Here is a 12,157-nt window from a genome sequence, read left to right as displayed (position 1 = left end):
ACCGCGAACAGGTTACGTCCCTGACAACGGCGCAGCAGGCGATACGCCCTCGGGCCGACAGCTTAACCAACCATGCTCTATCGCTGCCTCAAAGGCATGCGATATTCAGTATCCATTTTGCATACCAAGTCAACCGGAAATCCGAATAATCGGACCGCCCTCGCAGGGCGCGGCGCTGCAGCGGACGGCTTTGTTGCCAGAATCGCCCTATGGCGCCACGGCCTTCCATGATCACCAAATACTGGTGCTAACGCCGTTCACTCTTAGTAAGCGCTGCAGTTGCGGCTCCGTTGCCGGCTGGTTGCTCAGGCGGAAGCTCCGTGCTGTATCCGGCCTGCCGCCGTCTGGTCGGCGAAGTGGCACGCGGCTGATTGCCCCGGCGTGAGTTCAAGCAGCGGGGGCAGTACTGTCGTGCAGATTTCGGGCTGACCCAGCGTCTTGTGAAGCGGGCAGCGGCTCCGGAAGGCACAGCCGGAGGGGAGCCGGCCGGAACTGGGCATCTCGCCGGTCAGGATCTCGCGGCGACGGTGAACTTCCACCGAGGGATCGGGCACCGGAACTGCGGAGAGCAGTGCCCGCGTGTAGGGATGCGCCGGTGCAGCATAGAGACGGTCGCGATCGGCGAGTTCCACCACGCGGCCGAGATACATGACCGCCACACGGTCGGAGATGTGCCGCACCACTGCCAGGTCATGCGCAATGAACAGCATCGAGAGATTGAGCTGGGCGCGCAGCTTGGCCAGCAGATTGATGATCTGCGCCTGGATCGACACATCGAGGGCGGATACCGGTTCGTCGGCGATGATCAGCTCCGGCTCGAGGATGAGCGCGCGGGCAATGGCGATGCGCTGCGCCTGTCCGCCGGAGAATTCATGTGGGTAGCGGCTGCTTACCGCTGGATCGAGACCGACCAGATGCAGCATCTCGGCCACTTTGGTTTTTCGCGAAGCGCGGGTGCCGACGCCGAAGATAACCAAGGGCTCTTCGAGCAGGGCGCCCACCGTCATGCGCGGATCGAGCGACGAGCGCGGATCCTGGAACACCATCTGCATTCGCCGTCGCAGCGCCTTGAGCCGGCTGCCGCGCGCCGATACCAGTTCCTCGCCGTCGAAGCGCACTTCGCCCGAACTGGCCCGGTTGATCTGGAGAATGGCGCGGCTGGCGGTTGATTTGCCCGAGCCGCTTTCGCCGACAAGCCCCAGCGTTTCACCGCGGCGCAATGTCAGACTGACATCGTTCACCGCGGCGATCTGACCGAAGTGCACGGTGAGATTGCGGATATCGAGGATGGGATCGGTCATGGCTTGCCATCCTGAACATGAGCGGCCGCGGCACTGATCTCGGCCATTGCGACGGGATCGCCGAGGTCTTTCGTCCAGTCGGTGTCGCGCAGCCAGCCCTGGTCCGGATCAAGCCCCCAGCAACGGGCAAGGTGGCCCTCGACGCCATCCGGCGTCGGCGCCAAGGGTGGTTCCGCCTGGCCACAAATGGCACGGCGATAGGCGCACCGTGGGCGGAAACGGCAGCCACCATTGAGACGGGCCACGTCGGGCGGCAGGCCCTCGATCGGCACCAGCGGCTCATCGACGGGCCGCTCCAGTGACGGAATCGAGCGCAGCAAGCCCCAGGTGTAGGGCATGGCGGGATGGGCGAAGAGGTCGGCCGTGGTGGCGGTTTCGACCACGGTGCCCGCATACATCACATAGACCCGCTCGGCGGCTCCGGCGACGATGCCCATGTCGTGGGTGATCATCACTACCGCCGCTCCGGCATCGGCCACCAGCGATTTCAGCAAGTCGATGATCTGCGCCTGGATCGTCACATCGAGCGCCGTGGTAATCTCGTCGGCGAGGATCACCCGCGGATTGCATGACAGGGCCATGGCAATCATCACGCGTTGCCGCATGCCGCCCGAAAACTCGTGCGGATAGGCCTTGAGCCGGGTCTCCGGCGCCGGAATACCAACGCGGCGCAGGAGGTCGATGGTGCGCTCGGCGACCTGGCGGCGGCTGCCGCCCTGGTGCCGCTTGATCGCCTCGCCGATCTGCTTGCCGATAGTCAGCACCGGATTGAGGCTCGACATCGGATCCTGGAAGATCAGCGCAACGTCGCGACCGCGAATCTTCTGCATCGCCCTGTCGTCGAGCTTGAGCAGGTCCTTGCCTTCGAGGGTGATCGAGCCGCCCTCGTAGCGGGCCGTCTGTTCCGGCAGCAGTTTCAATACCGAGCGAACGGCGACCGACTTGCCGCAACCGGATTCACCGACCAGCGCAATGATCTCGCCCTTGTCGAGGCTGAACGATAGCCCATCGACCGCCTTTACCCGTCCACGCCGGGTATCGAAGGCGACCTCCAGATCGCTTACGTCGAGCAGTGCGGAACTCACCCTTCTGCTCCATCGGCTTTTGCCTGTCGTGCGCTGTGCATAGCCATCGTGCTGGCATTGAAGGGATAGAAGCGGGACGGGGAATCATTCTCCTCGTGCATATTTGCCAGGATCGACTGCTCGATCCCCTCATGGTCGCGACCCGCTTGCGCAATCTCCTCGGCAAAGGCGGCAGCGATCACCACCACGCCGTCATCGTCACCGAGAATGACATCACCGGGGCGAACGAGTACGCCGCCACACTGCACGGGCACATTATATTCATAGGGGAGCATGCTGGTTTCGCCGATCATCGTGGCGCGCCCGCCGGCATAGACCGGCCAGCCGAGATCGATCGTGGCCTGCGCGTCGCGCACGGCACCGTCGGTGACGATGCCGGCAGCACCGCGCTGGAACAGGCGACCATAGACGATCTCGCCGCCAGTGGATGTACCGCCCTGCCCCATGGCATCCGACACGAGGATGTCGCCGGGGCCGCAGGTCTCGATGACCCGCCAACGCGGCGTGGCATTCATGCCGTCGGCGCCGGTACTGGTCGCGATTTCCGACTGCAAATCTTCACGGGAGGGCAGGTAGCGCAGGGTGACCGCGCGACCCACCAGCTTGCGGCCGGGCGCCAGCGAGGCCACGCCATTCATTGCGATCGGGCCGGCTCCATATTTGCGGCCGACGCCCCGCATGTGCAGGAGATAGAATGCGGTTGCAGCGCCAAGCCTGCCGATCATTTCCAGCACGTCGTCCGAAACGCGGGGACTGGTCTGCATCATGCGTCTCCCCCGCCGGCAGCGCGGCAATGCGTCGTTCCTCGTCCGTCGCGGGCACTTCCATCAATCCCGCACCGGGCCGACGGCCGGACCAGCCGGCGCCGGAACGACCAGGACGCGGTGCTTCGACGGCATGCGCCTTGAGAATATCGCAGTCGACCGTCATCCCGAGGCCGGGACTGTCGCCGAGCACCACATGGCCGTCCTCGATCCAGTTGTCGGCCTTGAGCATCGGCTCCTCGACCTCATCGTCATGCACTTCGAGGATCATGTGGTTGGGCAGTGCCGCCGCGACATGCGCGAACACCTTGCATTCGGAGTCCGAGCCGGCACAGGGCAGGCCATTGGCATAGGCGAGGTTGCCCACCTGCATCGCCCCGGTAAAGCCGCTCATCATGCGACCGACCTGTACAATATCGGCCGAGCCGTGCTCGATATAGGTCTGGAATTCGAGGACGTTCTTGAGATTTTCACCGGCACAGACGGGCGCCCTGATATGGCTCGATACCTTGGCGAGCCCACGATAGTCCGCCCGCTGCACAGGCTCCTCGACCCAGGTTAGGTCGAACTCCTGTTCAAGCCGGGCGATCCGGCGCACGGCCTGCTTGGCGCTCCAGTATTCGCTGGCATCGACCATCAAGGCGGGCGGTTTGCCCTTTACCGTCATCACATCGCGAACCAGGGCAAGGCGGTGGGCATCCTCCTCGATATCGAGGCCGATCTTCAGCTTTGCCGCGCGAAAACCAAGGCTGGCCATGTGGCCATAGAAGGCGGTGAGCTGTTCGTCATTAAGCGGCATGTCACCGCCGCTGGCATAGGCAAGGACGCGGTTGCTCTTCGCGCCCAGGAGACGCCACAGCGGCTCGCCATAGCTCTTGGCCTTGAGGTCCCACAGAGCGATGTCGAGGGCCGCCAGCCCCTCGTTCAGGACGCCATTGTTACCGCTCTTGAAGATGGTATTGACCATGCTCTGCCACAGGCCCGCATTCTGGCGCGGGTCCGCGCCGATCAGGACTCGCTTGAGGCGAGCGATGCCGAAGACGGAGTTGACGGAACCGATGGCGAAGCCGCGATGCTCGGTATCGGTGAGTATCTCCACCAGGGCACCGTTCTGATGGGAACGACCACCCGGGTCATGCGCGTCGCCGCGGCGGCGCTTTATGGGGTACTCGAATAGCTGGGTACGAATTTCGGTAATCTTCATGACTGGCTGCCTGGTGAGTTAGCGGCGGGATTCGCCGCGCGGATCGAGCCGGTCGCGGAGGACGTCGCCGGCGAGGTTGAGAGCGAGAACGGTGAGCAGGATGGAGAGGCCGGTAAAGGCCGCGAGCCAGGGCGCGCGCTCCATGTAGGAGAAGCCGTTGCGCATCATGGCGCCCCAGCTGGAGGTCGGCGGCTGGATGCCGAGGCCGAGGAAGGAAAGTGCCGCCTCGGTCAGGATGGCATGGCCGACCGCGATCGTAGCCATCACCGCGACCGGGCCGGTGATATGCGGCACGATATGGCGGAAGATGATGCGCAGCGGCCCTGCACCGAGCGCGCGGGTGGCGATCACGAAGTCCCGCTCGCGCACACTGAGCACCTGCGAACGGGTTATGCGCGCGAACATGGGCATGTCGGCAATAGCGATGGCGATGATGATTGTGGTGATGCCCGGACCGAGCGCTGCCATGATGCCGAGTGCGAGGAGTACCGACGGGAAGGACAGCAGCGCGTCCATCACGCGCATGATGGCTTCGTCGACGATGCCCCTGGCATAGCCGGCGACCAGACCGAGCAGGCCACCGACCAGCACTGCCACGCCAACAGCGGTGAAGCCTATGCTGAGGGCCACCCGGCTGCCGTAGATCAGCCGCGACAGCATGTCCCGGCCGGTATGGTCGGTGCCCAGCCAATGGGCCGCCGAAGGCGCCTGCAGCACGGCGCGATAGTCCTGCGCGTTTGGATCGTAGGGCGCGACCCAGGGTGCGAACAGGGCACAGACCACAAGGATTGCGAGCAGGCCGAAGCCCAGCACGGCAAGGCCGTTGAAGCGCATTCGGGGACGCGGGAACGATGAGGAGGTTGCATTAGCCACGACGGATCCTCGGGTCGATACGCGAATAGACGAGGTCGGTCAGCAGGCTGGCGACAAGCACGGTGAGCGCGAGTACCAGCATCAGCGCCTGGATCATGGTGAAGTCTCTGAAGAAGATGGAATCCACCGCAAGACGACCGAGGCCGGGAATGGAAAACACGGTTTCGACTGTTGCGGCGCCGCCGAACAGGCCGCCGATCTGGAGGCCGATCAGCGTCACCACCGGCAGCAGGGCATTGCGCAGGGCATGGCCGAAAAGCACGGTGGTGGGCGACAGCCCCTTGCTGCGTGCGGTGGTGATGTAATCCTCGTTCAGCACTTCGAGCACCGAGGAACGCACCTGCCGGATCAGGACACCGGTGAAGCCGGTGGCCAGCGCCAGAGCGGGCATGATCATGAGCTGAAGCGAGCCGATCGGGTTTGAGAAAAAGGGCAGGTAGCCCGAGGGCGGCAGCCAGCGCAGTGTCACACTGAACAACAGGATGAGCATGATACCGAACCAGAAGCCGGGCGTCGCGATAGCCGTGAGCGCGAACAGCGTTCCGACATTGTCGGGCAGGCGCCGGTAATAGACGGCTGAGATCACGCCCACCGGAATGGCGATCACCACCGAGATGATGATGGCCATGATCGCAAGCTGCACCGTGGGCAGCGCCCGCGCGAGGATACCCGGTCCGATGTCTTCGCCGGTGCGCATGGACTGGCCGAGATCGCCGGTCACCACGCCCGCCACCCAGTTCGCGTAGCGCACGGGAATCGGCTGGTCCAGGCCGAGTTCAACGCGCAGCGCCTCGTAGCGCGTGGCATCGCGTGCGCCCTCTTCACCCAGAAGAGCGGCGGCGGTGTCACCGGGCAGCACCGAGACGATGCCGAAAGCGATGATGCTGACAAGCACGACAACGACTGCCGCAGCGGCCAGACGGCGCGCTAGATAAGCTAACATTGGACAACCTGATCGATCCGCGTTCCGACGCCGCGGAGGTGGCGCGTGCCGGGCCCCGCGCAAAGGCGGGGTCCGGCGGAGATGGCGTTAGGCAAGCCGAGCGTAGCGGAGGTTGTAGCCTGAATCGACGCCGCTCAGCCCGGATGCCAGGGCCAGCATCTTGGGTGCCCTGAATGCGATGAAGTGATAGGCATCGTCGTGGAGGATGACCTGGATCTTCTTATAGATCTCCGCCCGCGCGCTCTCGTCCCCGGTCCGGGAAGCCTCCTCCCACAGCGCATCCACTTCGGGATTGGAATAGCCCGCCCAATTGGCGTCCGAGCCCGTCATGGTTTCACGCCGGAACAGCGGATCGACCAGCGCGGTATTGCCATGCGACAGGGCCTCGAAATTGCCCGTCCGCCCCGACTCCACCCATGGCGTACGGTCCATGGTCTCGATGTTGAGCGTGATGCCGACTTCGCCGAGCATGGCCTGCATGATTTCGAGCGGCTGCAGGTCCTTGGGCCGGTTGATGACCTTGACGGTGAGCGCGACGCCATCGGCATGGCCCGCCTCGGTCAGAAGCTGCCGGGCCTTTTCCGGATTGTATTCGTAGCGCGGCAGGCTTTCGTCATAGCCGGGAACGCCAGGATACCAGCCCCAGTAATAGTGGGCCTGTCCGCGGCCAAACGTCAGTGCGGCGGCCATCGACTCGCGATCGACTGCGTGCTGCAGCGCCTGCCGCAACCGGACATCGTGGGCGAAGGGCGTTTCCGCATCGGCTTTGGAGCTGATGTAGAAGCTCGGCTGGCCGGTCTCGGTGCCCGGCACGGCGTAGATCTGGATTCCAGCCGCGGCGAGGCTGTCCAGGTCCTGATCGAGGGGGTCGATGATGTGGACGTTGCCGGCACGGAGTTCCAGCGCCGCCACCGACTGGTCGGGCATCAAGCGCACCACGAACTTGTCGGCATAGGGAAGCGCCTTGCCGTCGAGACCGGATTCCCAATGGCCGGCAAAAGCCGTTAGCTCCAGACGATCGTCGACCAGCCAGTTTTCCACCATATACGGGCCACTGCCGACCGGCTTGCGCCCGAACGCGTCGTCGCCGGCCGCCTCGGCAGCCTCCCTGGACACGATGAATACGTTGGTCGCGTTACCCGGCGTCATGGTGAGGGTAAAGAGCGGCTGCGGCGTTTCGAATTCGAGATCGAGCGTGTGATCATCGACCACGGTGACGCCTGCGAGCTCGGCCACGGCGACCTTCACCGAGGATTTCTCGTGGTCACGCGCCCGCTCGAGATTCCACTTCACGACGTCGGCGGTGAGTGCCGAACCATCGTGGAATTTGACATCCGGACGGATCGTGAGACGCGCGGCCTTCTCGCCGGTTTCCTCATAGGCGGTAGCGAGCGCGAAACCCAGTTCGAACTGGTCCGTGGTACCTTCCTTCAGGCGGTAGCTGAAGAGCGAGTCGAAGACCAGCGACATGCTGCCCGAGCGGGCGCTGGCCAGATGCGGATCGAGACTGTCAGCGGCGAGAACGTCGGCTCGAACGATCGTACCGCCGCGCTGCACATCCTGCTGGGCAAGCACCGGAAGACCGGTCGCCGCGAGAATGGCCGAAGCCGCGGTACCGACGAGCAGTTGCCTGCGAGAAATTGTAATCATCTGTTCCTCCCATTGGTTGACTGTATTGATCAGACCTATTGCTAAGCCGTCAATCTTGATTATAAATCAATATTCCTGATTGAGCCTGAGGGTCGCGATGTCGGACACGCCACACGATAGTAGCCTTGGTAATTCGCTGTTGACCGCCTCGGACGTTGCCGCGCGGCTGGGGGTGAAGAAAGACACCGTCTACGCCTATGTGTCGCGCGGCCTGCTCACCAAACACGGCAGCACCGGCAATGCCGAGAGCCTCTATGACCCCGCCGAGGTCGAGGCGCTTGCGGTGCGCGGCCGCAAGGCGCCGGCGCCGCAAGCGGTCTCGCCGATATTCAAATCCTCGATTACGGCGATCGTCGGCGGCGAGCCGCATTATCGCGGCCTGCCCGCTTGCACTCTGGCTCGGCAATACTGTTTCGAAGATGTGGTCCTGCTGCTGTGGCAGGGGGATTTCAACGCTGCCGGTCGGTCGATTTTTCCGGCTGCGGTACACGAGCCGACGCTCAGCGCGATCGGCGCCCTGATGAACAGGAGCGCCCTGCCGCTTGAGCGCTTCAAGTGCCTGGTACCATTCGCCGGCGCCGAGGATCCGCTGCGTCACGACACCAGCCCCGAGCAGGTAACGCGCAAGGCGGCGCGACTGATGGTGCGCTTGCTGTCGGCGATGGACATGCTGTCGGCCCCGGTCGATACCAGTATTGCAGCGCTGCTCTGGAGCCGGACGAGTCCACGGCGTGCGACGCCCGGACTGCTCGCTGCGCTCGACGCGATCCTGGTGCTGGCGGCTGACCACGATCTCGGCGCCCCCTCCACCGCTGCCGTGCGCCTGGCCGCTGCGGTGCGCGCCGACATCTATTCGGTCATTGCAGTGGGGTTGAGCAGCGGCGGCGGCGCAGTGCAGAGCGCCTCCACCCTGTCCATCGAGCGGGACCTGTTCGGCCTCAACGAGCGGCCGGATGTGGGACAGCTGGTGGGCGACAAGCTGCGCGACGGCCGCGAAATGCAAGGCTTCGGACATCGCGCCTACCCGAATGGCGATCCACGGGCCCGCCTCATCCTTCAACTGCTGCGCGATAGCCGCGAAGCGGTCGAGGAAGTGCGCCTGCTCGATGAAATCATCGACATCCAAAGCCAGCGCGGGCGCGAGCCCCCCAATATAGGCTTCTCGATCGCCGCCCTGGTGCATTGCGCCGGGATGCAGCATGGCTCGGGCGAGTTGATTTTCAACTGCGCCCGCATCGCCGGCTGGGTGGCCCATGCAATGGAAGAGTATGACGCTTCCCAGAGCCTGCCCCGGCTCAAGTCGATCTATGTCGGCCCGCAACCTGTTCTTGAAGCGGGCTAGTGCCTGGTTCGTGCCCTTTCGCGATTTTGGAACCTCAGTCCCATGCCAAGCAACATCACCACACCCGGCATCACCGCCGCTGGCTTCAAGCCCGTGGCAATGCCACGCCTCTATGTCGCGGTGGCGCGCGAGATAGCCAATTACATCCAGAAAACACCGCTCGAACCTGGCGCAAGGTTGCCGCCGGAGCGCGACCTGACGCAGCAGTTCCAGGTGAGCCGCACTACGGTGCGCGAGGCAATGATCGCGCTTGAAACCATGGGCATTATCGAGGTTCTGGTCGGCGACGGCACCTATGTACGCGCCCGCCTGACCTCGAGCACTCTGCCCTGGGAACGCGGCGACGATCCCGGCCCCGGTCCGCATGAACAGTTCCGCATGCGCATGCTGGTCGAATGCGCCGCTGCGGAGGATGCTGCGCGGAATATCAGTGAGGAGGAACTGGGGCGGCTCAGGGAACTCGTTGCCGCCATGGATGCCGATATCGAGGGGCCGACCGCCGAGATGAACCGGCAGGCATTTCACGACGTGGTCGCGGTCGCCTCGCGCAATAGCATCTTTGTCGACACCATCCGCGACCTGTGGCGGCTGCGCGGCAGCGCGATGTGGAAGAAGATCGCCTCCCGCGTGGTCACACCCCAGCATCACGTGCTCGCCCTGGCCGACCGCAAGCAGATTCTCGCCGCACTCGAAAAGCGCGATTCTGCCGGGGCGGCAGCGGGTATGCGGCGGCTGCTGGACCGTATCAGACAGCGGTATTTCGACGACATCTCGGACTGATCTCCTCGGCACTGCCTGCGTCACGGCCTCGTTTGACCTCGTTCGCGCATTGGTATAATGGTCCAACCATTGTATATTTGCAAGTGTGGCGAAGGAGCGATGGATGGCGCAGCGGCTGAATCAGGTGGACTACGATGTCGTGGTGCTGGGCGGCGGAGCCGCCGGCGTGGCCGCGGCAGTCGCTTCGTCCCGCAACGGCGCCCGCACGCTGCTGGTGGAAGCCGGCCCGATGCTTGGCGGTGAAATGCTCAGCGGCCTGCCCATCGACGGATGCATCTCGACCCGGGGCGAATGGGTCGTTGGCGGCGTCTCGCGTGAAATCTTCGAAGAGGCACAGCGCCTGGGCGGCTATGTCGGTCACTTTTATGACTGGCGCACGATCTGGGTCGTCTGCGTCGATCCGGAAATCATGAAGATCGCCGTCATGAACGTGGTGCGGCGCGCCAATGTCGATCTGCTGCTCTATACCTTTGCCGAAGATGTCGTGGTGCAGAACGGCACCGTCACCAGCATTGTCGTGCTCAACAAGAACCAGCGCACCCTGGTCCGCGCCAAGACCTTCATCGATGCCTCAGGAGACGGCGATCTGGCGGTAATGGCCGGCGCGCAATACGAAAAGGGCGCCAAGGATGGAACGGAATTCCAGCCTGTCAGCCTGGTATTCCGCATGGCCGGCGTCGATGTCGGTCGGCTGATGAATTTCGTCGCCGAGCACCCCGAGAACGTGGCCGTCGCCGAGAACCCCTATTACGCCGATATCCCGCGCGATGAGCAGGTGCGCCGCCTCGTCGATCAGGGCTTCCCCAAAGTGTTCTTCGTCGCCAACGGTCCCCTGATCCAGGGCGCCATTGCCGATGGCCTGCTGCACGAGACAGCGCTTATCGGCATCGGACCGGTCTCAATGGCGCGGCGCGAAATCTACTGCAATACGACGCGCATCGCCAATGTGGATGCCACCCGGACCGACCAGTTGTCGAAGGCCCTGCCCGACCTGATGGACCAGGTATGGACCAGCGCTGGCTTCCTGCGTGCCGCCGTGCCGGGCTTCGAGGAGGCGGTATATTCCGGCATCGCGCCGCGCGTGGGCATTCGCGAGACCCGGCGCATCATCGGCGACGAAGTGCTGACCGCGGAGGATGTCCTGACGGCCCGCAAGCGCGATGACGGCGTTGCCAAGGGCTGCCATCACATCGACATCCATGGCTCGGGCCGCGATCAGCTGCGCCAACCGATCCCCAATGGCGGCTCATATGACATTCCGTTCGGCGCGCTGGTCGCCAAGGGCCTTGAGAATGTGATGATGGCTGGCCGCTGCTTCTCTGCCTCGCGCGAAGCACATGGATCTGCCCGCGTCATGGGCACCTGCATGGCGATGGGACAGGCGGTTGGCACGGCCGCCGCGCTGACAAGCTCTACCCAGGCCGGCAGTCTGCGCGATTTGCCCATCGGCGATCTTCGTGCGCGCCTGAAGGAGCAGGGCGCGGTGCTCGACGGGACTTACTAACGAGAGCGGGCGCGCCCCTGTCAGGACAATATCAGTCCAGCGCGCGCTCGATGGCCTCGCGCGTCACGCGCTCCAGATAGTCCATCAGCTTGCCGGCATTGGCGGCGGCGGCATCGCCGTCGCCTTCCGCGATCGAACGCAGCACCCCGCAATGAAACACCGCGGCCTCGGCGAAACTGTCCGAAGCGGTGATGAATGAATACCAGAACCGCCGTGACAGTGTGTGCACCTGTCTGACGGTCTTGATGAGCATCGAGTTCTTGGTCGCCTCGGCCTCGATCTCATGGGTAGCACGGTTGATGCCGAAATATTTGTCTCGGTCGTCGCGACTCACCGCCGCTTCCAGCTCGTCGGCCAGTTGCCGCATCTGCTGGCGCTGCTCGGGCGTGGCGCGACGCGCGGCCAGGCGTACCATCGTGTCTTCCAGTGGCCGCCGGACTTCCAGCAGCTCCAGCTGCTGACGAATGTCGATCGTGGTCACCAGCACGCCGCGACGCGGATGAATCTCAACAAAACCCTCCAGCTTCAGCCGCTGCAGCGCCTCGCGGATGGGGGTGCGACCACAGTTCAGCTGCTCACGCAGTTCGTTTTCGGAGATCATCGATCCGCCACGCAGCCGACCGGTCACGATCAGATTCTGGATAGCCGCATAGGCCGCATCGGAAATGAGTTCGGGTTCGTCCCGGTCGCTGGCGATCATACCTGTCCTCA

Annotated in this window: 11 protein-coding genes; 3 read left to right on the top strand and 8 right to left on the bottom strand. The window is 64.1% G+C overall.

The features are described from left to right. Positions 1-305 precede the first annotated feature (305 nt). The 7 genes from FPZ08_RS19630 to FPZ08_RS19600 all read right to left on the bottom strand — a co-directional run bounded on the left by FPZ08_RS19630 (position 306) and on the right by FPZ08_RS19600 (position 7,820). Positions 306-1,301, bottom strand: coding sequence for an ABC transporter ATP-binding protein (locus tag FPZ08_RS19630; RefSeq protein WP_146292077.1), 996 nt, complete (start codon positions 1,299-1,301; stop codon positions 306-308). Then, positions 1,298-2,386, bottom strand: a complete 1,089-nt coding sequence (locus tag FPZ08_RS19625) for an ABC transporter ATP-binding protein (protein WP_146292075.1) — start codon at positions 2,384-2,386, stop codon at positions 1,298-1,300. The genes FPZ08_RS19630 and FPZ08_RS19625 overlap by 4 nt, the downstream gene beginning before the upstream one ends. Further along, complete coding sequence (locus tag FPZ08_RS19620; RefSeq protein ID WP_186767089.1) at positions 2,383-3,024, bottom strand: RraA family protein; 642 nt, start codon at positions 3,022-3,024, stop codon at positions 2,383-2,385. Before FPZ08_RS19620 ends, FPZ08_RS19625 begins: the two co-directional genes overlap by 4 nt. Continuing rightward, positions 2,945-4,354: a mandelate racemase/muconate lactonizing enzyme family protein gene (locus FPZ08_RS19615; RefSeq protein WP_146292071.1), complete on the bottom strand. Its 1,410-nt coding sequence runs from the start codon at positions 4,352-4,354 to the stop codon at positions 2,945-2,947. The genes FPZ08_RS19620 and FPZ08_RS19615 overlap by 80 nt, the downstream gene beginning before the upstream one ends. Before the next feature lie 18 nt (positions 4,355-4,372). Further along, positions 4,373-5,188 (bottom strand): ABC transporter permease, encoded by an 816-nt coding sequence (locus tag FPZ08_RS19610; RefSeq protein ID WP_146292069.1) that lies wholly within the window; start codon positions 5,186-5,188, stop codon positions 4,373-4,375. A 31-nt stretch (positions 5,189-5,219) separates the two neighbouring features. Next, a complete protein-coding gene (locus FPZ08_RS19605) occupies positions 5,220-6,170 on the bottom strand; it encodes an ABC transporter permease (RefSeq protein ID WP_146292067.1) in 951 nt (316 codons plus the stop codon). An 87-nt stretch (positions 6,171-6,257) separates the two neighbouring features. Continuing rightward, positions 6,258-7,820 carry an ABC transporter substrate-binding protein gene (locus tag FPZ08_RS19600; protein WP_146292065.1) on the bottom strand — a complete coding sequence of 521 codons (1,563 nt, stop codon included), beginning with the start codon at positions 7,818-7,820 and terminating at the stop codon, positions 6,258-6,260. Between the two features lie 139 nt (positions 7,821-7,959). On the opposite strand from FPZ08_RS19600, the gene FPZ08_RS19595 reads away from it, so the two are divergent. From FPZ08_RS19595 to FPZ08_RS19585, 3 genes are all read left to right on the top strand, one after another. Next, the gene (locus FPZ08_RS19595) at positions 7,960-9,162 is read left to right on the top strand and encodes a citrate synthase (RefSeq protein ID WP_186767088.1); all 1,203 of its coding nucleotides are present in this window, start codon (positions 7,960-7,962) and stop codon (positions 9,160-9,162) included. Between the two features lie 42 nt (positions 9,163-9,204). Next, entirely contained in the window at positions 9,205-9,942 is a 738-nt protein-coding gene (locus FPZ08_RS19590) for a FadR/GntR family transcriptional regulator (protein WP_146292061.1), read from the top strand. 103 nt (positions 9,943-10,045) lie between these two features. Beyond that, a complete protein-coding gene (locus FPZ08_RS19585; RefSeq protein ID WP_146292059.1) occupies positions 10,046-11,446 on the top strand; it encodes an FAD-dependent oxidoreductase in 1,401 nt (466 codons plus the stop codon). A 31-nt stretch (positions 11,447-11,477) separates the two neighbouring features. Here FPZ08_RS19585 and FPZ08_RS19580 read toward each other — a convergent pair whose 3' ends face one another. Next, entirely contained in the window at positions 11,478-12,146 is a 669-nt protein-coding gene (locus FPZ08_RS19580; protein ID WP_146292057.1) for a GntR family transcriptional regulator, read from the bottom strand. Between the last annotated feature and the right edge of the window lie 11 nt (positions 12,147-12,157).

This window comes from Devosia ginsengisoli (assembly GCF_007859655.1).
Taxonomy (GTDB): domain Bacteria; phylum Pseudomonadota; class Alphaproteobacteria; order Rhizobiales; family Devosiaceae; genus Devosia; species Devosia ginsengisoli.
The sequence above is the reverse complement of the archived record's forward strand: the minus strand, read 5'-3'. Positions and strand labels throughout refer to the sequence as shown.

Bases quoted from the DNA above. Each gene is read 5' to 3' on its own strand.
- FPZ08_RS19630 (WP_146292077.1), bottom strand. From the start codon at position 1,301: ATGACCGATCCCATCCTCGATATCCGCAATCTCACCGTGCACTTCGGT.
- FPZ08_RS19620 (WP_186767089.1), bottom strand. From the start codon at position 3,024: ATGAATGGCGTGGCCTCGCTGGCGCCCGGCCGCAAGCTGGTGGGTCGC.
- FPZ08_RS19615 (WP_146292071.1), bottom strand. From the start codon at position 4,354: ATGAAGATTACCGAAATTCGTACCCAGCTATTCGAGTACCCCATAAAG.
- FPZ08_RS19610 (WP_146292069.1), bottom strand. From the start codon at position 5,188: ATGCGCTTCAACGGCCTTGCCGTGCTGGGCTTCGGCCTGCTCGCAATC.
- FPZ08_RS19605 (WP_146292067.1), bottom strand. From the start codon at position 6,170: ATGTTAGCTTATCTAGCGCGCCGTCTGGCCGCTGCGGCAGTCGTTGTC.
- FPZ08_RS19600 (WP_146292065.1), bottom strand. From the start codon at position 7,820: ATGATTACAATTTCTCGCAGGCAACTGCTCGTCGGTACCGCGGCTTCG.
- FPZ08_RS19590 (WP_146292061.1), top strand. From the start codon at position 9,205: ATGCCAAGCAACATCACCACACCCGGCATCACCGCCGCTGGCTTCAAG.
- FPZ08_RS19585 (WP_146292059.1), top strand. From the start codon at position 10,046: ATGGCGCAGCGGCTGAATCAGGTGGACTACGATGTCGTGGTGCTGGGC.
- FPZ08_RS19580 (WP_146292057.1), bottom strand. From the start codon at position 12,146: ATGATCGCCAGCGACCGGGACGAACCCGAACTCATTTCCGATGCGGCC.